This is a genomic window from Pseudomonas sp. GM18 (assembly GCF_000282195.1).
Classification (GTDB): Bacteria; Pseudomonadota; Gammaproteobacteria; order Pseudomonadales; family Pseudomonadaceae; genus Aquipseudomonas.
The window spans coordinates 38,514-61,938 of the sequence record NZ_AKJT01000062.1; the positions used below are offsets into that span (position 1 = coordinate 38,514).

General features: G+C 60.9%; 19 protein-coding genes. 11 read left to right on the forward strand and 8 right to left on the reverse strand.

Annotated features, from left to right (window positions below; translation table 11 throughout):
• Positions 1-44 precede the first annotated feature (44 nt).
• Both lgt and PMI21_RS11670 read left to right on the forward strand, forming a co-directional pair.
• Positions 45-857, forward strand: coding sequence for a prolipoprotein diacylglyceryl transferase (gene lgt, locus PMI21_RS11675; RefSeq protein ID WP_007939292.1), 813 nt, complete (start codon positions 45-47; stop codon positions 855-857).
• A 48-nt stretch (positions 858-905) separates the two neighbouring features.
• Positions 906-1,877, forward strand: a complete 972-nt coding sequence (locus tag PMI21_RS11670; RefSeq protein WP_007939293.1) for a thymidylate synthase — start codon at positions 906-908, stop codon at positions 1,875-1,877.
• A gap of 119 nt (positions 1,878-1,996) precedes the next feature.
• Here the strand turns inward: PMI21_RS11670 and cadR are convergent, their stop codons facing one another.
• Positions 1,997-2,446, reverse strand: a complete 450-nt coding sequence (cadR, locus tag PMI21_RS11665; RefSeq protein ID WP_007897786.1) for a Cd(II)/Pb(II)-responsive transcriptional regulator — start codon at positions 2,444-2,446, stop codon at positions 1,997-1,999.
• An 84-nt stretch (positions 2,447-2,530) separates the two neighbouring features.
• Between cadR and PMI21_RS11660 the strand changes: the two genes are divergently transcribed.
• From PMI21_RS11660 to PMI21_RS11630, 7 genes are all read left to right on the forward strand, one after another.
• The gene (locus PMI21_RS11660) at positions 2,531-4,831 is read left to right on the forward strand and encodes a heavy metal translocating P-type ATPase (protein WP_007939294.1); all 2,301 of its coding nucleotides are present in this window, start codon (positions 2,531-2,533) and stop codon (positions 4,829-4,831) included.
• A 16-nt stretch (positions 4,832-4,847) separates the two neighbouring features.
• A complete protein-coding gene (locus PMI21_RS11655; protein WP_007939295.1) occupies positions 4,848-5,711 on the forward strand; it encodes a LysR family transcriptional regulator in 864 nt (287 codons plus the stop codon).
• Between the two features lie 115 nt (positions 5,712-5,826).
• The gene (locus PMI21_RS11650; RefSeq protein ID WP_007939296.1) at positions 5,827-6,903 is read left to right on the forward strand and encodes a putative 2-aminoethylphosphonate ABC transporter ATP-binding protein; all 1,077 of its coding nucleotides are present in this window, start codon (positions 5,827-5,829) and stop codon (positions 6,901-6,903) included.
• A complete protein-coding gene (locus tag PMI21_RS11645) occupies positions 6,903-8,627 on the forward strand; it encodes a putative 2-aminoethylphosphonate ABC transporter permease subunit (protein WP_007939298.1) in 1,725 nt (574 codons plus the stop codon). The genes PMI21_RS11650 and PMI21_RS11645 overlap by 1 nt, the downstream gene beginning before the upstream one ends.
• Before the next feature lie 32 nt (positions 8,628-8,659).
• Positions 8,660-9,685: a putative 2-aminoethylphosphonate ABC transporter substrate-binding protein gene (locus PMI21_RS11640; RefSeq protein WP_007939300.1), complete on the forward strand. Its 1,026-nt coding sequence runs from the start codon at positions 8,660-8,662 to the stop codon at positions 9,683-9,685.
• Positions 9,686-9,810: 125 nt separating this feature from the next.
• Positions 9,811-10,944 carry a TIGR03364 family FAD-dependent oxidoreductase gene (locus PMI21_RS11635; RefSeq protein ID WP_007939301.1) on the forward strand — a complete coding sequence of 378 codons (1,134 nt, stop codon included), beginning with the start codon at positions 9,811-9,813 and terminating at the stop codon, positions 10,942-10,944.
• Entirely contained in the window at positions 10,944-11,501 is a 558-nt protein-coding gene (locus tag PMI21_RS11630) for a phosphonate degradation HD-domain oxygenase (RefSeq protein WP_007939302.1), read from the forward strand. The genes PMI21_RS11635 and PMI21_RS11630 overlap by 1 nt, the downstream gene beginning before the upstream one ends.
• A 55-nt stretch (positions 11,502-11,556) precedes the next feature.
• Here the strand turns inward: PMI21_RS11630 and PMI21_RS11625 are convergent, their stop codons facing one another.
• Positions 11,557-12,933 (reverse strand): GTPase/DUF3482 domain-containing protein, encoded by a 1,377-nt coding sequence (locus PMI21_RS11625; protein ID WP_007939304.1) that lies wholly within the window; start codon positions 12,931-12,933, stop codon positions 11,557-11,559.
• A complete protein-coding gene (locus tag PMI21_RS11620; RefSeq protein ID WP_007939305.1) occupies positions 12,926-14,305 on the reverse strand; it encodes a DUF2868 domain-containing protein in 1,380 nt (459 codons plus the stop codon). The genes PMI21_RS11625 and PMI21_RS11620 overlap by 8 nt, the downstream gene beginning before the upstream one ends.
• Positions 14,306-14,390: 85 nt before the next feature.
• On the opposite strand from PMI21_RS11620, the gene PMI21_RS11615 reads away from it, so the two are divergent.
• Positions 14,391-14,903 (forward strand): dihydrofolate reductase, encoded by a 513-nt coding sequence (locus PMI21_RS11615; RefSeq protein ID WP_007939306.1) that lies wholly within the window; start codon positions 14,391-14,393, stop codon positions 14,901-14,903.
• A gap of 117 nt (positions 14,904-15,020) precedes the next feature.
• Here PMI21_RS11615 and PMI21_RS11610 read toward each other — a convergent pair whose 3' ends face one another.
• Positions 15,021-16,412 (reverse strand): L-cystine transporter, encoded by a 1,392-nt coding sequence (locus PMI21_RS11610; RefSeq protein WP_007939307.1) that lies wholly within the window; start codon positions 16,410-16,412, stop codon positions 15,021-15,023.
• Between the two features lie 238 nt (positions 16,413-16,650).
• Between PMI21_RS11610 and PMI21_RS11605 the strand changes: the two genes are divergently transcribed.
• On the forward strand, positions 16,651-17,718 hold the full coding sequence (locus PMI21_RS11605) for a hypothetical protein (protein WP_007939308.1): 1,068 nt from the start codon (positions 16,651-16,653) through the stop codon (positions 17,716-17,718).
• Positions 17,719-17,891: 173 nt separating this feature from the next.
• On the opposite strand, the gene ilvD is transcribed toward PMI21_RS11605, so the two are convergent.
• The 4 genes from ilvD to PMI21_RS11585 all read right to left on the reverse strand — a co-directional run bounded on the left by ilvD (position 17,892) and on the right by PMI21_RS11585 (position 23,237).
• Positions 17,892-19,733 carry a dihydroxy-acid dehydratase gene (ilvD, locus tag PMI21_RS11600; RefSeq protein WP_007939309.1) on the reverse strand — a complete coding sequence of 614 codons (1,842 nt, stop codon included), beginning with the start codon at positions 19,731-19,733 and terminating at the stop codon, positions 17,892-17,894.
• 258 nt (positions 19,734-19,991) lie between these two features.
• Complete coding sequence (locus tag PMI21_RS11595; RefSeq protein ID WP_007939311.1) at positions 19,992-21,200, reverse strand: multidrug effflux MFS transporter; 1,209 nt, start codon at positions 21,198-21,200, stop codon at positions 19,992-19,994.
• Positions 21,193-22,170, reverse strand: coding sequence for a diiron oxygenase (locus PMI21_RS11590; RefSeq protein ID WP_007939314.1), 978 nt, complete (start codon positions 22,168-22,170; stop codon positions 21,193-21,195). The genes PMI21_RS11595 and PMI21_RS11590 overlap by 8 nt, the downstream gene beginning before the upstream one ends.
• A complete protein-coding gene (locus tag PMI21_RS11585; protein ID WP_007939315.1) occupies positions 22,167-23,237 on the reverse strand; it encodes a SagB family peptide dehydrogenase in 1,071 nt (356 codons plus the stop codon). Before PMI21_RS11585 ends, PMI21_RS11590 begins: the two co-directional genes overlap by 4 nt.
• Between the last annotated feature and the right edge of the window lie 188 nt (positions 23,238-23,425).

Genomic DNA, 23,425 nt, shown 5'->3' on the forward strand with positions numbered 1-23,425 from the left:
TCGCCCGGGAATTTTGAAGGTTTCAACTCTAATGAGGAGTCGCAATGCTGCCTTACCCGCAGATCGACCCGGTGGCCCTGGCCATCGGTCCGCTGAAAATCCACTGGTACGGCCTGATGTACCTGGTCGGCATCGGCGGCGCGTGGCTGCTGGCGTCCCGTCGGCTGAACCGCTTCGACCCGACCTGGACCAAGGAGAAACTCTCCGACATGGTGTTCTGGATGTCGATGGGCGTCATCGTCGGCGGTCGCTTGGGTTATGTGCTGTTCTACGATCTGCATGCCTACTTGGCCAACCCGACGCTGATTTTCGAAGTGTGGAAGGGCGGCATGTCGTTCCACGGCGGGTTTATCGGTGTGATGCTGGCGGCGTTGTGGTTCGGTAGAAAGAACGGCAAGTCGTTTTTCCAGCTGATGGACTTCGTCGCGCCGATGGTGCCGATCGGCCTGGGTGCCGGGCGTATCGGTAACTTCATCAACGCCGAGTTGTGGGGCAAGCCGACCGACGTGCCGTGGGCGATGATCTTCCCGCCGTTCAGCGATCCGGCGCAGTTGCCGCGTCACCCGTCGCAGCTGTACCAGTTTGCACTGGAGGGTGTGGCGCTGTTCCTGATCCTCTGGCTGTTCTCGCGCAAGCCACGGCCGACCATGGCGGTGTCCGGGATGTTCGCGCTGTTCTACGGCATCTTCCGGTTCATCGTTGAATTCGTTCGCGTACCGGATGCGCAACTGGGCTATCTGGCCTGGAACTGGCTGACCATGGGTCAGGTGCTGTGCGTACCGATGATCGTCGGCGGTCTGTTCCTGATCTGGCTGGCCTATCGACGCGCCCCGTCGGCTCCAGCGGCAGCCGTATAAATTCGAATCCCGGGGTGACGACCCCGGGTTCAAGGACACAGGTAATTCATGAAGCAATATCTCGAACTGGTCGCCCACGTCATCAAGAACGGCACCAAGCAGGCCAACCGCACCGGTGTGAACACCATCAGCTTTCCGGGTGCGATGCTGCGCTTCGATTTGCAGGAAGGTTTCCCGGCGATCACCACCCGCAAGATGGCCTTCAAGTCGGCCATCGGCGAGATGTGCGGTTTTCTGCGCGGGGTGAACAACGCCGCTGAATTCCGTGCGCTGGGTTGCAAGGTCTGGGACCAGAACGCCAACGAAAACGCCCAGTGGCTGGCCAACCCGTTCCGTCAGGGCGAAGACGACCTCGGCGAGATCTACGGTGTGCAATGGCGCAAATGGCCGGCGTACAAGCAGATTCCGGTCAGCAACCAGGCCGCCATCGAGCAGACCCTGAGCCAGGGTTATCGGCAGATCGCCGAAGGCGAGGAAGACGGCCAGGCTTATGTGGTGCTGTACAAGGCGATCGACCAGATCCGCCAGTGCGTCGACACCATCATCAAGGACCCGGGCAGCCGTCGCATTCTGTTCCACGGCTGGAACGTCGCCCAGCTCGATGAGATGGCCCTGCCACCGTGCCACTTGCTGTACCAGTTCCACCCGAATGTCGAGACCAAGGAAATTTCCCTGACCCTCTACATCCGCTCCAACGACCTGGGCCTGGGCACGCCGTTCAACCTCACCGAAGGCGCCGCGCTGCTGAGCCTGATCGGTCGCCTGACCGGTTACACACCGCGCTGGTTCACCTATTTCATCGGCGATGCCCACGTCTACGAAAACCACTTGGACATGCTCAACGAACAGCTCGAACGCGAGCCGTTCGCCATGCCGAAGCTGAAGATATCCGACCGTGTGCCGGAATTCGCCAAGACCGGCGTGTACCAGCCGGAGTGGCTGGAGTTGATCGAGCCGAGTGATTTCTCGCTCGAAGGCTACGAGCACCACGCGCCAATGACGGCGCCGATGGCGGTCTAGCCCACCTGATCATTCCCACGCTCTGCGTGGGAATGACTCCCGTGACGCTCTGCGTCACAGTGGGCGCGGAGCGTCCATGGCTGCATTCCCACGCAGAGCGTGGGAACGATCATGGGCTGCTAATGCCCGTGACTGCGGCCGACATGGGAATGCTCAACCTCCGTCGCCACAACCCCGCCACTCACTTCCAGCCGCTGCAAAATCCCGCACTGATCGATATCCGGCCCTTCGCTGCAGCGTTGGCGCAGGTCGAGCAGTTGTGTCTGCAACGCCAGCAAGCCGTCGATTCGTGCCTTCACATGATGGATATGTTCGTCGATCAACGCGTTGACGTTTTCGCATTGATCCTGCGGGCTGTCGCGCAGGGCGAGCAGGCTGCGGATTTCCTCGAGGGTCATGTCGAGGGTGCGGCAATTGCGGATGAAGGTCAGGCGCTCAGCGTGGGCCTGGGTGTAGACGCGGTAATTGCCGTCGCTGCGGGCCGGTTCCGGCAGCAGGTTTTCGCGCTCGTAGTAGCGGATGGTTTCCACGGCGCAGTCGGTGAGTTTCGCCAGTTCCCCTATTTTCATCGCGTCAATCTCCAAATGGGTGCTTGACCCTATAGTGGCTACAGGGTCTTTACTTGGCAACAGGCACCTTCATGGACGCGACCAATGAGCGATTCTCTTCACACCCACAAACCCGAGGCTGATCACGATCACGATCACGATCACAGCCACAAGCTGCAGCCTGTGCCCCAGCATGTCCATGGTAGCCATGACCATGGCGGCCACGGCGATTCCTGCTGTTCCTCCAAAGCCGCGGCGCCATCGCTGATCAAATTGAACGAGACACCGACCGCCGGCGCGCGGCTGAGCAGCTTCCGCATCGAGGCCATGGACTGCCCGACTGAGCAGACGCTGATCCAGAACAAGCTCGGCAAGCTTGCGGGTGTGCAGCAGCTGGAGTTCAACCTGATCAATCGGGTGTTGGGCGTGACCCATGACCTGCCGGGCACCGCGCCGATCATCGACGCCATCAAATCCCTCGGCATGCACGCCGAGCCACTGGAACAAGGCGTCGAAGCGCCAACGCCTGTGCCAGAGAAAAAACCTTGGTGGCCATTGGCGCTGTCCGGCGTTGGTGCGCTGGCGGCTGAAGTTATCCACTTCACTAACGCTGCGCCCAATTGGGTGGTGGCGGTCATTGCGCTGGTCTCGATCCTCAGTGGCGGCCTGGGTACCTATAAAAAGGGCTGGATCGCCCTGAAAAACCTCAACCTGAACATCAACGCGCTGATGAGCATCGCGGTGACCGGTGCGGTCCTGATCGGCCAATGGCCAGAAGCGGCGATGGTGATGTTCCTGTTCACCGTCGCCGAGCTGATCGAAGCCAGGTCTCTGGACCGGGCGCGCAATGCCATCGGCGGGCTGATGCAGATGACCCCGGAACAAGCCACGGTGCTGCAGGCTGACGGTAGTTGGGTCGCACAACCGGTGAAAAGCATCGAGCTAGGCGCGCGGGTGCGGGTGCGTCCCGGCGAGCGGATCGGTCTGGATGGCGAAGTGGTGTCCGGCAGCTCGACCATCGATCAGGCACCGATTACCGGTGAAAGCCTGCCGGTAGAGAAAACCATCGGCGACAAGGTGTTCGCCGGTACCATCAACCAGTCCGGTTCGCTGGAATATGTCGTGACTGCCGCGGCAAACAATTCGACCCTGGCGCGCATCATTCATGCCGTGGAACAGGCCCAAGGGGCGCGGGCGCCGACCCAGCGTTTCGTCGACAGCTTCTCGAAAATCTATACACCGGCGGTGTTCATCCTGGCCTTGGCCGTGGCGGTGATCCCGCCGCTGTTCATGGACGCGCTGTGGTTCGACTGGATTTACCGGGCGTTGGTGTTGCTGGTGGTCGCCTGCCCATGCGCCTTGGTGATTTCCACTCCGGTGACTATCGTCAGCGGCCTCGCGGCAGCGGCGCGCAAAGGGATTCTGGTCAAGGGCGGCGTCTACCTGGAGCACGGCTACAAACTCGATTACCTGGCTCTCGACAAGACCGGTACCCTCACTCACGGCAAACCGGTGCAGACCGACTATTTGTCCCTCGATCCGACCGCCGATCAAACAGCCCCGGCCATTGCAGCGGCGTTGGCCGGTCGTTCGGATCACCCGGTGTCCCTGGCCATCGCCAATGCGGCTATGGATGCGGCTGTGGATAACCAGCGTGCGTCGCTGACTGTGGATAACTTCGAAGCCCTGGCGGGGCGGGGCGTGCGTGGCGAGATCAACGGCGAGCTCTACCACTTGGGCAACCACCGTCTGGTGGAAGATTTGGGCCTGTGTTCTCCAGCGCTGGAAGAAAAGCTGTTTGCTCTGGAGAAACAGGGCAAATCGGTGGTGCTGTTGCTCGACAAGTCCGGTCCCCTGGCGCTGTTCGCCGTGGCAGATACCGTGAAAGCGTCCAGCCGCGAAGCGATCCAGCAATTGCATGAGCTGGGCGTCAAAACCCTGATGCTGACTGGCGACAACGTTCACACCGCCCAGGTCATCGCCGCCCATGTGGGCATCGATCAGGCGCAGGGCGATCTGTTGCCGACCGAGAAGCTGCAAGCCATCGAAACGCTGTATGCCCAGGGCCATCGGGTGGGGATGGTCGGCGACGGCATCAACGATGCCCCGGCACTGGCGCGGGCCGAGATCGGTTTCGCCATGGCGGCGGCCGGTACCGATACCGCCATCGAAACCGCCGATGTCGCCCTGATGGACGACGATCTGCGCAAGATCCCGGCTTTCATCCGCCTGTCGCGACAGACCTCGAATATCCTCAAACAGAACATTGCCCTGGCATTGGTCATCAAAGCGATCTTTCTTGGGGTAACCTTCGCCGGGATCGCCACCATGTGGATGGCGGTGTTCGCCGACATGGGCGTGAGCCTGTTGGTGGTGTTCAACGGTTTGCGCCTGTTGCGCAAATAGACGATGAGGGGCGGGTGTGCTGAGTGCCGAGCTGAAGGCGTTTTACATGGTGGCCCGGCTGGGCAGCATTACCCTGGCGGCGAAAAAGCTCGGCCTGAGCCAACCGACGGTGACGACCCAGATCCGGCACCTGGAAAGCCAGTATTCGGTGGAGCTGTTCTACCGTGGCGGCCGCCGCCTCAGCGTCAGCGACGAAGGCGCGCGGCTGTTGCCGATGGTCAAGGCGCTGTTGCAGCAGGAAGCCGATATCGAGTTCTTCCTGCGCAACAGCGGTCAGGTCCAGGGCACGTTGCGCATTGCCGCCACGGCGCCGTATTACATCCTCGATCTGGTGAAGACCTTTCGCGAGCGCTTGCCGCAGGTGGAAGTGTCGGTGGAAATCGGCAATTCCCAACAGGTGCTCGAGGCGCTGGAGGATTACCGGGTCGATGTCGCCGCGTCCTCGCAGTTGCTCGACGATGCGCGGCTGATCCGCCGGGTGCTCGGCAGCGATCCGCTGGTGTTGGCGGTGCATCGCAATCATCCGCTGGCGGTGCATGATCATGTACCGCTCAGTGCGTTGGCGGGGCACACCTTGTTGATGCGCGAGTCGGGCTCGACCACCCGGCGCTTGACCGAAGAGTTGCTGGCCAGCGCGGGAGTGAGTTTCGGGCCACTGCTGGAGATTGGTAGTCGCGAGTCGATTCGTGAAGCGGTGTTGCGCAACATCGGCATCAGCATCATCGCCCGGCAGGAAGTGCCGCACGATCCACAATTGCGGGTGCTGACCCTCGAGAATGCGCCGCAGATTCCCGAGTATTTGTACTGCCTCAAAGAGAGGAAAGGCGCGCGGTTGCCGGCGGCGTTTCTCGGGTTGGCGCAGGAAATGGCTCCGGTTTAGATCAGTGCTGAACCCAAATCCTTGAATACCACTATCGGCCGTTTTTGCCTCGTTGCCACATGACGGACGCATTGCAAACCTAGGATGGCCCTCATCTGCTTGATGAGGCCTGTCCATGAACCACTCGATCGCAACTGCCCTGACCAACCCCGGTGCGCCGATGAAAGTGCGCGGCGTGCAGAAACGCTTCGGCGCGTTCACCGCGCTGGATAACGTTTCCCTCGACGTGGCAGCCGGTGAACTGGTGTGTCTGCTGGGGCCGTCGGGCTGTGGCAAAACCACCTTGCTGCGCTGCATCGCCGGCCTTGAGCGCCAGGACAGCGGCGAGTTGTACCTTGGCGATCGCGACGTTTCCCACTTGGCACCTCAAGCCCGGGACTACGGCATTCTCTTCCAGTCCTACGCGCTGTTCCCCAATCTCACCGTCGAGGCGAACATTGCCTACGGCCTCGCCGGCAGCGGTCGCGATGAAGTGCGCCAGCGCGTCGGTCAGATGCTGGAGCTGGTCGGCCTGATCGGCAGTGAGAAAAAATACCCCGGCCAGTTGTCCGGTGGTCAGCAACAACGGGTGGCCCTGGCTCGGGCCTTGGCTCCGGCGCCGTCCTTGTTGCTACTGGACGAGCCGATGTCGGCACTCGACGCCCGGGTTCGCGAGCATCTGTGCACCGAGTTGCGCCAACTGCAGCGCAACCTCGGCATCACCACCCTGATGGTTACCCACAATCAGGACGAAGCCATGCTGATGGCCGACCGCATCGCCGTGATGAATAATGGCAAGGTCGAGCAATACGCCACGCCGCAGGACATCTATGACCGCCCGGCCACACCGTTTGTGGCGGAGTTCGTCGGTCAGGGCAACTGGCTGCCGTTTCGCCGTAGCAGCGACAGCCATGCCCAGGTCGGCGGGATGCACATGCGCCTGGCCGAAGGCAGTGCGAAAACCACGTCGGGCCGGTTGTTCTGCCGCCCCGAAGCGATCAACGTCAACCCGCTGGTTCACGAAGAAAACCTGTTCCCGGCCAAGGTTCGCGAGATCACTTTTCTCGGCAACCGCTGCCGCATGAGCTTCGAACTCGATCAATTGCCAGGTCATGCATTGCTGGCGGAATTGGCGCCGGAAGCCATGCCGCGTCTCGGTGCCCAGCAAATCATGGTCGCCTTGCCGCCGCGCAGTCTGCAGGTGTTTGCCTGATGAGCGCGAACATCGCGCTGCCGATACCGCGCAAGCAGGTTCGGCAGACCTCCCGTGCCGAGATCGGCGACCGGCTGTTCGTGGTCGGCGGCAAAGTGCTGTTGCTGGTATTGCTCGGCGTGGCGGTGTTGATGCCGTTGCTGGCGATCTTCTGGCGCGGGTTCAGTTCGCAGGCCGGGCAGGGCGGCGGTCTGGTCGCTGCCCGTGAATTACTGACCAGTGCGAATTTCCATTGGTTGCTCGGTAACAGCCTGAAAGTTTCCCTCAGCGTGGCGGTGATTGTCGTACCGCTGGCCTACCTGTTTGCCTACGCCCTGCAACGCACGTTGATTCCCGGCAAAGGTATCTGGCGCGGTATGTCGCTGCTGCCGTTGATGGCGCCGTCGATGTTGCCGGGGATTGCGCTGGTTTATCTGTTCGGTAATCAGGGCCTGTTGCGCAGTCTGCTCTCGGACAACATCTACGGCTTCTGGGGCATTGTGCTCGGCGAGGTCATCTACACCTTCCCACACGCCTTGATGATTTTGCTGTCGGCGTTGTCCCTGGCGGATGCGCGACTGTTCGATGCCGCCTCCAGCATGGGCGCCAGCCCGGCGAAAGCCTTTCGCAGCATCACTTGGCCGGCGACCCGTCAGGCGGTGTTCGCGGCGTTCTGTCTGGTGTTCACCCTGACCATCACCGACTTCGGTGTGCCCGTGGTGGTCGGTGGCGACTATCAAGTGCTGGCGCTGGAAGCCTACAAAGCGGTGGTCGGTCAGCAACAATTCGGTCGCGGCGCACTGATCGGTATGGTCCTGCTGCTGCCGGCGCTGTTCAGCTTTGGTGTCGACGCCTGGCTGCGTCGGCGTCACGGCGACTCCATGAGCGGTCGGGCGCAAGTGTTTCAACCGGCGCCGTCGACGCTGCGCGACGGTTGTTATCTGGCCATCGTGCTGCTGATCTGCGCGATGTTGCTGCTGGTGTTCGGCATGGCGGTGTACTCGTCGCTGGTGAAGTTCTGGCCGTACAACCTGTCGCTGTCACTCAACCATTACCAGTTCAACGACACTGCGGGCGGTGGCTGGCTGGCCTATGGCAACAGCGTGAAAATGGCGCTGTGCACGGCGTTGATCGGCAGCGTGCTGATCTTAACCGGCGCGTACCTGATGGAGAAAACCCGTGGCCAGCGTGGGCTGAATCTGACGTTGCGCATGCTCAGTTTCGTACCGATGGCGGTGCCGGGTCTGGTGCTGGGGCTGGGTTACGTCTTCTTCTTCAACCTCACTGGCAACCCGTTGCATGTGCTGTACGGCAGCATGAGCCTGCTGGTGGTCTGCACCATTGCTCACTATTTGACCACCGCGCAAATGACCGCCACCACCGCGCTGCGTCAGCTCGACGCTGAGTTCGAAGCCGCCGCGCTGTCGCTCAAGGCGCCGCTGTATCGGCACTACCTGCGGGTCACCGTGCCGATCTGCCTGCCGGCGCTGCTGGACATCGTGCGCTACCTGTTCGTTTCGGCCATGACCACCGTCTCGGCGGCGATCTTCCTCTACAGCCCCGACACCATCCTCGCGGCGGTCGCGGTGCTGAACATGGACGACGCCGGCAACGTCGGCGGCGCGGCGGCGATGTCGACCCTGATTCTGTTCACCTCGGCGGGCGTGTCCCTGCTGCTGGCCTGGGCCTCGCGCGGTTTATTGCGCCGCTCCCAGGCCTGGCGGCAGATCGCGCCCGGTCTTTGATTCACACCTTCAACTCACACAGGAATTGCACCATGTTCAAGCCCTTGGCCCTGGCCGCTGCTGTCCTCACCGCTTTCAGCCTGAACGCCTTCGCTGCGAAAACCGAGTTGACGGTGTACACAGCCCTCGAAGCCGAACAACTGAAGACCTACAAAGAGGCCTTCGAGAAGGCCAACCCGGACGTCGAGATCAAGTGGGTGCGTGATTCCACTGGCATCATCACCGCCAAACTGCTGGCCGAAAAAGCCCGCCCGCAAGCCGATGCGGTGTGGGGCCTGGCGGCGTCGAGCCTGGCGATCCTCGATCAGCAAGGCATGCTGCAAAGCTACGCGCCGAAGGACCTGGCCAAGATCGGCGGCAACTACCGTGATGCCGCTAACCCACCGGCCTGGGTCGGCATGGACGTGTGGGCGGCGACCATTTGCTTCAACACCGTCGAAGCCGAAAAGCAGGGCCTGAGCAAACCCGTGAGCTGGCAGGACCTGACCAAGCCTGAGTACAAAGGCAAGATCGTCATGCCCAACCCGGCCTCGTCCGGCACCGGTTTCCTCGACGTCAGCGCCTGGCTGCAAACCTTCGGCGAGAAACAGGGCTGGCAGTACATGGATGATCTGCACCAGAACATCGGCCAGTACGTTCACTCCGGTTCCAAGCCGTGCAAACTCGCCGCTGCCGGTGAATTCCCGATCGGCATTTCCTTCGAATACCCGGCTGTTCAGTTGAAGCGCCAAGGCGCGCCGCTGGACATCATCCTGCCGAAAGAAGGCCTGGGCTGGGAGATCGAAGCGACCGCCGTGATCAAAGGCACACCGCATGAAGACGCGGCGAAGAAGCTGGCCGACTTCTCCGCAAGCCCGGCGGCGATGGAGCTTTATAAAGAGAACTTCGCGGTGCTCGCGCAACCGGGTATCGCCAAGCCGCAGACCGAATTGCCGGCGGACTATGAGCAGCGCCTGATCAAGAACGACTTTGCCTGGGCCTCGAAGAATCGCGACGAGATCCTCACCGAATGGCGCAAGCGCTATGACGGCAAGTCCGAGAAAGTGGTTGCCAAGTAAGCACCACCGATCGTTCCCACGCTCTGCGTGGGAATGCAGCAAAGGACGCTCCGCGTCCCCTGTGACGCAGAGCGTCACGGGATTCATTCCCACGCTGAGCATGGGAACGATCATTGGGGAACTCCATGACACAACACAACGACATGCTGATCGTCGGCGCCGGCATTCTCGGCCTGTCCCACGCCTATGCCGCCGCCAGGCGCGGCCTCAAGGTCAAAGTCTTCGAGCGCAGCGCCACACCATTGGGCGCATCAGTGCGCAACTTCGGGCAGGCACTGGTCACCGGCCAACCACCGGGACCCATGCTGGAACTGGCCAGGGCCAGTCGAGAAATCTGGGGCCAATGGGCAGAGCTCGCCGGCCTGCACCTCAAGCGCAACGGCTCGTACTTGTTCGCTCGTACCGAAGCGGAAGAGCACCTGCTGGAAGCCTTCTGCGCCGGGCGTGCCGTAGAGCACGGTTACCGCGTCGACCTGCTGCGTGGTTCAGCGTTGCGGGATTTATACGGCGGTCAGTTCAGCCATCATCGCGCCGCGTTGCACGGCATGGACGACCAGCAACTGTATTCCCGCGAGGCAATCCCGGCATTGATCGACTACCTGCGCCGCGAGTTGGGCGTCGAGTTTCACTTTTCCACCCTGGTGCGCGACATTGAGTCGGGCCGCTTGCACAGCACCGCCGGCACCTTCAGCGCCGAGCAGATCATCGTTTGCTCCGGTCACGATTATCAAACCTTGCTGGCCGAGCCGATTGCCGAACTCAACCCACAAATCTGCCGCCTGCAAATGCTCCGCGCCCGGCCGCAGATCAACCTCAACCTACAACACGCACTGCTCACCGGTCTGAGTTGCGTGCACTACGGCGCTTTCGCCGATTTGCCGGAAGCGGCCGCGGTACAGGCGCAGATTCGGCGCGAGGCGCCTCATCTGCATGAAAACGGCATTCACCTGCTGATCAGCCCGACACCGTACGGTGAGTTGATCATCGGCGACTCCCATCATTACGGCAGCGATCCGTCACCGTTCAATGCCGAGCAGGTGGACGACTGGATGCTCGAACTGGCCGAACAAACCTTGGGTTGCAAGGTGCAAGTGGTCGAGCGCTGGCAGGGTGTTTACGGTTCACGCGGGCCGGGGCCGTTCTCCTTTCTGCGGCCGATGCCGGGGGTGAGCGTGGCGCTGATGCACTCAGGTGTCGGCATGAGCGTCGGGCCGGCGCTGGCTGAGCGTAATGTCGCGACTTTACTGGGAGACGGTTGATGGACCGCCATCAGCAAGTGATTGCCGAGGTGTTTGCTCTATACGAACGGTTTGGCGACAACGACTACATCGGCGAACCGGTGTCGCAGATCGAGCACATGTCGCAGGCGGCCGAACTGGCGATGGCCGAGGGCTTCGATGATGAAGTGGTGCTGGCGGCGTTCTTTCACGACATTGGGCACCTCTGTGCCGAGGGGGCCGAGAGCATGGGTGGCTTTGGTGTGGTCAGCCATGAGCGTTTGGGCGCCGAATATTTGCGTCGGGCCGGCTTCAGCGAACGCATGGTGCGGCTGGTGGAATATCACGTGCAGGCCAAGCGTTATCTGACGCTCAAAGAGCCTGGGTACTACGAGCGTTTGAGCGAAGCCAGTCGGCGGACGCTGGAGTATCAGGGCGGGGTGATGAGTGTCACCGAGGCCGAAGCCTTCGAGCAGGACCCGTTGTGTGCCGTCAGTTTGCGGATGCGTCAGTGGGATGAGTTGGCCAAGCAGATGTGGGTGCCGGTAATTGATCTGGATGTGTTGAAGGAAAAGGCGTTGCGCCTGTTGGCCGCGTAGAAGTGTGGGACCGAGGCTCGATGGGAGCCGCCCAAGCGCCTCAATTACCCAAGGTCTACAACTGCTGCGCCAACACCTCAACCTGCTCCTGCCGCTCCGCCTGATTCACCTTTGAATGAGGATTAAGCGACGACCACTGCGGATGCGCCCGCGCCTTGTTCAGTGCTTCCGGCAGTTTGCCTTCGCGCCAGGTTTTGTCCTGTGGTGTGGCGACTTGAATGCTGTCCATCGCCGCATGCCCGCGCCGGTTCAGGGCTTGCAGCAATTGCCGCTGACGCAAGGCCAACAGCCGCAGCACGCTGTCGTCGACGGTCAATTCCCGCTGGCCTTTGATCTTGCCCAGCAGGCGGCTGCCGTAACTGCGGGCGGTTTGCAGGGCGCCGCCGGCAATCGCACCGGCCAGTGCGGCCACGCCGAGGGTCAGGCCGCCCACCAGCAAATCGACTCCGGCCCCGGCCGCCGCGCCGGCCGCGATGCCGCCGCCGACCCGCACACCGAGCTGTTTCAGGGTTTCCGGGTTGAACAAGTCATCGCCCCAGCGGCCATCGAGCAGCGGCAGGTCACTGGCCGCCGCGTCCTGTGGGCGGAAGGCGTAGAGCTTGAGCAAGGCTTCGACGCAACGTTGTTCGCGCTGACGCACTGCTTTACGCAATTCGCTGATCGCTTGCTGTTCCTGCTCCGCCTCGCTGGCGACACTACGGCGGCAGGCGGCGCAATCGATCAATAAATCGGCAATCAGCTGCGCTGCACTCTGCTGACGGGCCAGGCGTTGGGCCTGCTGATCGGCGATCAGGCGCTCCAGTTGTCCGCGGGAATTTTCCAGCAGCAGCGCAAGGCTTTCATACAGTCGGCGTTCGCCATCTTCCGGCGGCGCGACGCTGTCGAACCGCACCAAGGCATGCAAGCCCAATCGCGCCAGGGCTTCACGCCAATCCGGTTCGCGCTGCTGGGCGCTGCTGACAAAATTCAGCACCGGCAGCAGCGGTTTGCCGCAACTGGCCAGCACTTCCAGTTCGTCGCGGTACTTCGCCAATACTGGCTCCCGGGCGTCGATCACGTAGAGGCCGGCATCCGAGGCGAGCAATTGCCGCAACACCTTGGCTTCCTGTTCGAAGCGCTGCCGGGCTTCGCTGCCCTCAAGGAAGCGTGTCAGTCGCGCCGGGCCATCGAGGCGTTCGCCGGGCCGCTCCAGGCGCTCGAGGTAGTCGAGCAGGGCGATGGCATCTTCCAGCCCCGGCGTGTCGAACAGATCGAGCAATGGTTCGCCGTCCACCGACAATCGCGCGCCTTCGACGTGGCGCGTGGTGCTGGGGCGATGGGACACTTCGCCGAAACCGACATCCCGCGTCAGTGTTCGCAGCAATGAGGTTTTGCCGACGTTGGTGTGGCCGACCACGGCGAGTTTCAACGGCTGTTTCCAGGCATCAGTCATGACCCGTCTCCAGCCAGTTCAACGGTGCGCAATCGGCGAATGGCAGGTCCAGTTGTTGTAGCGCAACATGCCAGTCGCCCAAGCGTTCGGCGTCCAGCGCTTCGCCGGGCGGCGCTTGCAGCAACCACACGCGGGTGGCGGTGGCGCTGCGAGCCAGTTCGGCAATCAGCGCCAGGCTGCCACGGTCCGGCGAACGCCTCGGATCGCAGGCGATGGCCAGCCGGGCCGGAGGAAAGCGACTCAGCTGTTCGAGCAGTTTGTGCCGGGACTCGCGGCTGTCGAGGATGCCGGCGTCGTTGACGCTTTTCGGTAGCTGCGGCGGCCAGGGGCGTTGATCGTCCAGCTCGATGGCCACCAACAGCGCACCATCGCTTTGCAGATCGCTGGCTGCGTTTTCAAACCGTTGAAGTTGCTCAGGCGCGGCATCGTTGATGCCCAGGCGTTCGCTGGTGGGCATCAACCGCTCGCGCAGTTGGGCGTAGCCGGGCAGGTTCAAATCCAGATGCAAGGTTGCTTGGCCGGTTTTCCAGCGCCACAGGCAGAACAATGCGAGCAACAGACGCGGTAACACGCCGTATACCAGCAGTACGCCCACCAGCCACGCCGCCCAGGCCTGGCGGGCGCTTTCGATGTTCAGCGCGGCATCGCCGCTGGCGCGGATCATCTCCACACTGGGCACACTGAAGCCGAGCAAGGCTGGCAGGGCGCCGAGGGCCTGGGTCATGGCGACGAAGGTGTCGGCGCTGAGGATGGTGGTCTCCCAGACGAAGCCATAACGCCGGGTCGCCATCAGCGTCAGCAGCATCACCAAGGCACTGAGCATCGCCAACAACCACAAGCCGTTGACCAGCACACCCAGCGCCCACCGATTGAGTTTCTGCCGTTGCAGCAACAGCAGCAGGGCCGGCGCCAGTTGCGCGGCGTTGGCATCGCGGGCGAGTTTTTCACTGAGCCACAACCACAAGCGTCCGAGGGCGGCGCCCTGTTCGCCGGCGAACACCAGGCCCAGGGCCCAGCTCAACAGCAGAATCAGGTTCAGCCCCAGCAGGCTGCCCAAGGCCCAGAACACATTGACCGGGGTCTGGCCGTCGCCCAGCGCGGCCAACGCCAGGCCGGCGCCGCTGATCACGGCCAGCACGGCGAGTACGATCAGCGCCAGTCGCGCGCCTTGCAGCCAGTGTTTGAGGGCGCGGGTCTGCCCGTCGCGCTCGGCCAGCCACCGGGCGCGGCATTGAATGCGCGTCGGCAGGTCGCCGCCGGCGCTACGGGCGACTCGGTTGGCTTCCAGATCATCCAGGGGGCCGGCGTGTTCTTCACGCAGGCGGATGGTTTCGCTCAGCCAGAGGTTTTGCAGGGGCGTCAGTTCAGTCACGCGGCATCCCGTCGCTTAATTGAGCGATGAGCATAACCGCTGTGACGCTTATCGGGGTAAGGGAGGCTCTGGTATCCTCGCCGGCATGACTAAATCACTCCCCCTCAGCCTGATCGCAGCCCTCGGTGAAAACCGCGTGATCGGCGTCGATAACAGCATGCCCTGGCACTTGCCGGGGGACTTCAAATACTTCAAGGCCACCACCCTTGGCAAGCCGATCATCATGGGGCGCAAGACCTGGGATTCCCTCGGTCGTCCGCTGCCGGGGCGGTTGAACATCGTGGTCAGTCGTCAGGCGGATCTGCAGCTGGAAGGCGCGGAGGTTTATCCGTCGCTGCAGGCAGCGGTGATTCGCGCCGAGGAATGGGCACGGGAGCAGGGTGTCGATGAGTTGATGCTGATTGGTGGCGCGCAGTTGTATGCGCAAGGTCTGGAGCAGGCCGATCGGCTTTACCTGACCCGCGTGGCGCTGAGCCCGGAAGGGGATGCGTGGTTCCCGGAGTTTGATTTGAACCAGTGGAAACTGGTGTCGAATGTTCCGAATCCGGCGGAGAGTGATAAGCCGGCGTATAGCTTTGAGGTGTGGGAGCGCACATAGATCGTTCCCACGCTCTGCGTGGGAATGCAGCCCGTGACGCTCCGCGTCACTGGACGCGGAGCGTCCCTTGAGGCATTCCCACGCGGGAGCGTGGGAACGATCAGTAACAGGCGCTAATCAAGCCTGCGCCAACGCCTCATGCTCATCCGCATCCAACAGCGCTTTATCCGTCTGCTGCATGAGTTGGCTGGTGATCGCCCCGGCGGTGATCGAGCCACTGACGTTCAGCGCCGTACGACCCATGTCGATCAGCGGTTCAACCGAAATCAGCAACGCCACCAGTGACACCGGCAAGCCCATGGCCGGCAGCACGATCAACGCGGCGAAGGTCGCGCCACCACCGACCCCGGCCACACCGGCCGAGCTCAGCGTCACAATCGCCACCAGTGTCGCGATCCACAGCGGGTCCAGCGGGTTGATGCCCACGGTCGGCGCAACCATCACCGCCAGCATCGCCGGGTACAGACCGGCACAACCGTTCTGGCCAATGGTCGCGCCAAACGAGGCGGCGAAACTGGCGATGGACTGTGGAATACCCAAACGGCTGGTCTGGGCTTCGATGCTCAGCGGAATGGTGGCGGCGCTGGAGCGGCTGGTGAAGGCGAACGTCAGCACCGGCCAGATTTTGCGGAAGAAGCGCAACGGGTTGATCCCGGCGGCCGACACCAGCACGCCATGGACCACAAACATCAGGCCCAGGCCGATGTAGGACACCACCACGAAACTGCCGAGCTTGATGATGTCTTGCAGGTTGGAGCCGGCGACCACTTTGGTCATCAGCGCCAACACGCCGTATGGGGTCAGCTTCATCACCAGGCGCACCAGGCGCATCACCCAGGCTTGCAGGGTGTCGATGGCGTTGATCACTTTCTGACCTTTCTCGACATCATCCTTGAGCAATTGCAGCGCCGCGACCCCAAGGAATGCGGCGAAGATCACCACGCTGATGATCGACGTCGGTTTGGCGCGAGCGAGGTCGGCGAACGGGTTCTGCGGGATGAACGACAACAACAGTTGCGGCACATTCAGGTCGGCGACCTTGCCCGCATAGTCGGTCTGGATGGTTTGCAGGCGAGCCATTTCCTGAGTGCCGGCGACCAGGCCTTCAGCCGTGAGGCCGAACAGGTTGGTCAGGCCGATGCCGATCAGCGCCGCAATGGCGGTGGTGAACAGCAGCGTGCCGATGGTCAGGAAGCTGATCTTGCCCAGCGACGAAGCGTTGTGCAGACGGGCCACGGCACTGAGGATCGAAGCGAACACCAGCGGGATCACGATCATTTGCAGCAACTGCACATAACCGTTGCCCACCAGATCGAACCAGCCGATCGAGGCTTTCAGCACCGGGTTGCCCGCACCATAAATGGTGTGCAGGGAGGCACCGAAGATCACGCCCAGTACCAGCGCCAGCAGCACCTTCTTGGCCAGGCTCCAGGTGGTGTGACGGGTTTGCGCCAGGCCAATGAGCAAGGCGAGGAACACCAGCAGATTGAGTATCAGCGGCAGATTCATAGAGGCTCCATAGACTTGTGCCAGCCACCTTCGTGTGTGACTGCGAACCGGTAAGCCTAACAGCTTGATATGTAATGAATTAATATCAAAAACAGCGGTTGACTGTCGTTTTTGGAATAAGCCGATGACGCTATGAGGAATGCTGCTGACGGAATCAGGATGTAAGCGGTCGTGGGCAGGCGAGGACTGTCACACTTATTTGTTAGCGTCGATCTCTTTCAATCAGGGAGAAACGCCGATGAAGCTTGTACCGAAATTTCTTGCTGCTGCACTGGGATTGGGTTTTGGCCTGGGCCTTGCCGGGCAGGTCTTCGCCACCGATTTACAGCACTGGCCGGCGGATCAGGCCAAGGCGCTGGACGCGATGATCGCGGCCAATGCCAACAAGGGTAACTTCGCGGTGTTCGACATGGACAACACCAGTTACCGCTACGACCTCGAAGAGTCGTTGCTGCCGTTCATGGAGAACAAGGGCCTGATCACTCGCGAGAGCCTCGATCCCTCCCTGAAACTGATGCCGTTCAAGGACACCGCCGACCATAAGGAAAGCCTGTTCAGCTACTACTATCGCCTCTGCGAAATCGACGACATGGTTTGCTACCCATGGGTCGCCCAAGTGTTTTCCGGCTTCACGCTTCAGGAGCTCAAGGGCAACGTCGATGAGCTGATGGCCTCTGGCAAACCGGTGCCGAGCACTTATTACGATGGCGACGTGGTCAAGACCATCGACGTCAACCCGCCGAAAATCTTCACCGGTCAGAAAGAGCTCTACAACAAGCTGATGGAGAACGGCATCGAGGTCTACGTGATGACCGCCGCTTCCGAAGAGCTGGTGCGCATGGTCGCCTCCGATCCGAAGTACGGCTACAACGTCAAACCGCAGAACGTAATTGGCGTGTCCCTGCTGCTCAAGGACCGCAAGACCGGTGAGTTGACCACGGCGCGCAAGCAAGTCACCGCCGGCAAGTATGACGAGAAGGCTAACCTGGGCCTGGAACTGACTCCGTACCTGTGGACCCCGGCCACCTGGATGGCCGGCAAGCAGGCGGCCATCCTGACCTACATCGATCAGTGGAAGAAACCGGTCCTGGTGGGCGGCGATACCCCGAGCAGCGACGGTTACATGCTGTTCCACAGCGTCGACGTGTCCAAGGGCGGCATCCACTTGTGGGTCAACCGCAAAGACAAGTACATGACCCAGATTAACGGCATGATGGCCAAGAACGCTGAGGCCCAGGCCAAAGAAGGGCTGGCGGTGACGGCGGACAAGAACTGGGTGATCGTCAAGCCTGAAGAGATTCAATAAACGCTGTAATGATCGTTCCCACGTCGAGGCGTCGAACCGTCTGCGTGGGAATGCAGCCCGTGACGCTCCGCGTCACTGGACGCAGAGCGTCCCTTGAGGCATTCCCACGCGGGAGCGTGGGAACGATCAGCCCCGCACTTGGCGGGGCATTTTTTTTGTTCGACGGCTAAGTATTACAACCCGTCGAGCATCGCTTTGTTACGCACGGCACCTTTGTCGGCGCTGGTCGCCAACAGGGCATAGGCTTTCAGAGCGGTGGTCACTTTACGTGGACGTTTTTCCACCGGCTTCCAGCCTTTCTTGTCCTGCTCGACCCGGCGCGCGGCCAGTTCTTCGTCGCTGATCAACAGGTTGATCGAGCGGTTCGGGATGTCGATCAGGACCTTGTCGCCATCCTGCACCAGACCGATCGCGCCGCCGGCAGCGGCTTCTGGCGAAGCGTGGCCGATGGACAGGCCCGAAGTACCGCCGGAGAAACGGCCGTCGGTGAGCAGGGCGCAGGCTTTGCCCAGGCCTTTGGATTTCAGGTAAGAGGTCGGGTAGAGCATTTCCTGCATGCCCGGGCCGCCTTTAGGGCCTTCGTAACGAATGATCACGATGTCGCCGGCCTTCACTTCGTCGGCGAGGATGCCGCGTACGGCGCTGTCCTGGCTTTCGAAGATCTTCGCGTTGCCTTCGAAGACGTGGATCGACTCGTCGACACCGGCGGTTTTCACCACGCAACCGTCCAGCGCGATGTTGCCGTACAGAACGGCGAGGCCGCCCTCTTTCGAGTAAGCGTGTTCGACACTGCGGATGCAGCCGTTTTCACGGTCGTCGTCCAGGGTTTCCCAACGGGTCGACTGGCTGAACGCGGTTTGCGTCGGGATGCCCGCAGGACCGGCCTTGAAGAAGTGATGCACCGCTTCGTCGTTGGTCTGGGTGATGTCCCACTTGGCGATACCTTCGGCCATGGTCTTGCTGTGTACGGTCGGCAGGTCGGTGTGCAACAGGCCGCCACGGGCCAGGGAGCCGAGGATGCTGAAAATCCCGCCAGCACGGTGCACGTCTTCCATGTGGTACTTCTGGATGTTCGGCGCGACCTTGCACAGTTGCGGTACATGGCGGGAGAGGCGGTCGATGTCGCGCAGGTCGAAATCGATCTCGGCTTCCTGGGCCGCGGCCAGCAAGTGCAGGATGGTGTTGGTGGAACCGCCCATGGCGATGTCCAGGGTCATGGCGTTTTCGAACGCCTTGAAGTTGGCGATGTTGCGCGGCAATACCGACTCATCGTTCTCGCCGTAGTAGCGCTTGCACAGCTCGACGATGGTGCGGCCGGCTTGCAGGAACAGCTGTTCGCGATCGCTGTGGGTGGCCAGGGTCGAACCGTTGCCCGGCAACGCGAGACCGAGTGCTTCGGTCAGGCAGTTCATCGAGTTGGCGGTGAACATGCCGGAGCAGGAGCCGCAAGTAGGGCAGGCGCTACGCTCGTACTCGGCGACCTTCTCGTCAGAGGCGCTGGAGTCGGCGGCGATTACCATGGCGTCGACCAGGTCGAGACCGTGGCTGGCCAGTTTGGTCTTGCCGGCTTCCATCGGGCCGCCAGATACGAAGATCACCGGGATGTTCAGGCGCAGGGCGGCCATCAGCATGCCAGGGGTGATCTTGTCGCAGTTGGAGATGCAGACGATGGCGTCGGCGCAGTGGGCGTTAACCATGTATTCGACGGAGTCGGCGATGATCTCGCGGCTCGGCAGCGAATAGAGCATGCCGTCGTGGCCCATGGCGATGCCGTCATCCACGGCGATGGTGTTGAATTCTTTGGCTACGCCGCCGGCCCGTTCGATTTCACGAGCGACCAGTTGACCCAGGTCCTTGAGGTGCACGTGGCCCGGTACGAACTGGGTAAAGGAGTTGGCAATGGCGATGATCGGCTTCTTGAAGTCGTCATCTTTCATCCCCGTGGCGCGCCACAGAGCGCGAGCACCGGCCATGTTGCGACCGTGGGTGGATGTTTTCGAGCGGTAATCAGGCATGGAGCACTCCGGGCGGCAAATCAGGTATCAAAAGGGAAGTGAGCTTCTATTGACGTCTGGAACACTCAGAAATGGCCGTGTGTCCGGAAGTTGCCGATAACTTTGCGGGATCGCCGCGCGCTTCAGCTTGAGCTCATAAACCCGCCGGGGGATGACTGGCGATGAATCTCGCGATTCTACACCGCTGGCGTCAGGAGGGAATGCCGGAAAGTGTTGATCCGGTACCGACACAACGCACGGGATGACGACCGGCAGGTATCAACCTGCCTTCAGCGCCAGATGCCGCCGTGTGATCATTACATTCAGGCCAAGACCCACGGCACTCAAGGTCAAGTAGCACAAGGCGAGCGCTGTGGTCAGGTCCTCGGAAACGAGATTGATGACCACGCTGATGACTCCACCGCACATGAAAATCAGCACGCCACCGACCGAGGTAGACGTTCCGGCATTCTGTGGGTAGAGACTCATGGCTTTGGAGTTGGCGATTGGTCTGGCAATGGTGGTGCCTGCTGTACAAATCAGCATGGGTATCAGCACCGCCGTAGCGGAGAGCCCGAACTGATCCGCCAGCCACAGCATGACCAACCCTGACAAAGCGATCAGCCCCAGACCGATGACTATCTGTGTATTGGCCTGCAGGTGCCGATGCAGGGCGCTGGCGACAATCCCGCCAAACACATAGGCGACGCCATACAGCAATAGCGCCCAGGCAAATTCGTATGGCGAAAGCGCCAGACGCTCCATGAAGATGATCGGGGAAATGACAATGAACGAAAAATGGCAGGCGAAGGCCAAGGCAGAGATCAGCCAGTAACCCATGAAGCGTCGATCCGAGCACACGCGCCGATAGGCACTGAAAAACCGTCCATGCGACACAACGTGAAGGTGTGGGGTTTCGTCAAGCAGAACGCAGGCTTTAAGCCAAACAATGACGGCCAGCGTTATAAACACATAAAAGCTGCCCTGCCAGCCCATCTGCAACTGCAACCAGGTCCCCAACAGGGGGGATATTGAAATGAACACCCCGCCACCCGTCACCATCCAGATTCTGATTCGCTCCTGCTCCTTGCCGACGAATAAGTCCTGAACCAGTGCTTGGGATAGCACGAAGGATCCGCAACCAACCGCCTGGATCACGCGAAAGAACAAAAACCAGCTGTATTCGCTGGAAACCAGGCAACCCGTCGCACCGACCACCGCGATTGCGATACCTGCCAGCAGCAGCTTCTTGCGTCCCCACAAGTCTGACAACGGCCCGACCAGCACTACGGACAATGCCAGACCAATGGCGAACACACTGACGGACAGGGCAATCTCGGACGGCGAGGTCCGAAAGTAGTCGGAAAGATCGGGAAAGGACGGGAGCACCACATCGAGAGGGAAGACGCCGAGCAGCGTCATTGTCATCAACAGAATGAACGTGGCCCGACGTTTTTCGACACTGGATGTATCGCTTCCTTTATCCATCGATAAGTCCTGCCTTCATGAACAGTTGCCGGTTGTAAGGCAGGTCGAAGACCCCGGCCTTTTTCAAAGCCTGAAGCGTCGCGCCTGCACCGGATCGCGCACGCTGGAGGGTGGCTTGGCGGCTGGCCAGTTCACCGAGAATCTCCGTGACGACGGTCCCGTCGACACCCGCGCTGTGCAGGCTTTCCCGCAGCCAACGCTCATCGGCTTCGAAGAAAACCCGGATGCTGTCCAGCAGCAGCCTGGCGGCGAACGTGCGTTGACGGCTGTTCAGCGTCAGCCACAGGTAATGGAACACTTCTGAGAAATAGCGACTGTGGCGCGCCTCGTCCGCGAGGTGATCCCTGAGCATTGCCTGGACGCTGGACACCAGGGTGTCACGGCAGACCTCGAGCAGTTCCTTGGCAATGATTGTTTCCGACACGAACCCGACGAGAAACCAGGCCAGCGCCCTGTGTTCTTCGGGCGCGCGATCGAGCAGGGTGCTCAATCGCGTGATGCGGTGGGGCATGACCGGGCGCAGGCTGATCCCGTAGACCTCGGCAACCTGCTCGGCAAGGCTATTGGAAAACAGGGCGTGATAACCCTCGTCGGTATAGAGCTGAAGCGCAGCGGTCTTCATCCGTGAGGGAATGTTGACCTTCAATTCACCGTGGATGATGGTTTCCACTGAACGGTTGACGATGCGATGTTCGAGCACGGTGGTGTAATCGAGGAAGTACACCAGATGATTGGCCGACAGCCGATGGACGACGGCTTTACCTGCCGCTTCGATGGCCGGGTGAGTCAGGTAAGTCAGGAAACCCGGTGGAAACCAGTGGCGTGTTTCCAGTTGCTGCTCCAGGTCTGGCGGTAATAGATAGTCATGCTCACTGGATCGCACCGACGCGCGGGTATTCCAGTCGACGAGGGTGAAACGAAGAGCCTGGGGAACAGAGCGATCCTGCGAGTCAATGATGGGGTCGGTCATTGTTGCGACTCCCGGGTGCTCAGCAGATCTTTCAGTTCCTTGCACATCACTTGCCCGTCGCTGTGACCACAGCCGACAAAAAACAAGGGTTGTTCTGCGTTGTTCTCGAGCCCCAGCAATGTTTCGACCTGATCGTCCGTCAGTGCGCCGGTCAGCCAGGTGTTCAACCCCAGCGCAGTGGCCACCAACTGGAACGTCTGAGAAATATGCCCGGCCTCCACAAAGGCCATTCGGTAGGCTCGCGAGTGTTCATATTTCCACCACAGTTTGTCGAAGCGAGCGGTAATGAACAGGCCCGCGGGCAGGTTATTGATGAAATGTTGCCCACACAGCAACTGGCCCAGTGGCGAGTCAGGTGCCGGGTTGATGAAACTCAGTGCATGGTCGGTGGGATGGTAGGCGTAGAGCCCGGGTTTCAGGCCGCTGACGTTATGTACATGTAGAAAGCCTTCGCAGGCATTCAACCCGCCGCCGGATGGGCTGCTGCGTCGGGCATCGAGACCTTCGACCAGGGTTTCATCGATATCGTTTTCACGCTCATGCAAGTAACCCAGGGACAGGTAAAGCAGTGTGCCAACCTCTTTCAGTGAAACCGCTTCATCCGTGAAGGTGCGACAGGTTTTTCGGCTGATCAGAACGTTGGCAAGGGAGTCTTCCGGCAGGCGGGAAGGTTTTGGCAGGGCAATCAGCTCGCATGCCAGGCGTTCGGTATCCGGCGCGGGGACTGCCAGCACTTCAGTGCAATGATCCAGGTATTGTCTCGACCATTCATGAATATCCTGCGGGATATGTTCGCAGGGGATGTTCTTGGTGCCGATATGAAATATTTTCGACAGTTCATCCCAACCCCACTCAAGAGTGTGTTGTGTCGAAGTTGTCAATATTCCGCTGTTTAGAAGTTGGGCGTCTATTATATGGTTGCTGTTATAAAGTTCGGGATCGTCTATAAGTTGTGCAAGCCGGGTTGAATATTCAAGATTCAGTTCGAATTGTTTGTGGTTTTTGTAATCCCAGACTATTTGGCCGGGCGTGCGAGGAAGTATGAATAGATATGGGTTTATCTGCATGGTGGACGGTTCGCTCTGGACGGGTGCCATAGAACACGCTGGGTAGCCGGCACTCCCCAGCGTCTCATTTACTTAGCGGGCTTTTGGTGCAACCAGAAAAGCCAGGTTGGCGATTTTGTTAGCTTCCAGAGTAATTGCTTTCATGTTGTTGACTCCTTGTCATTTGATAGTGAGTGTCACTTCGAGGT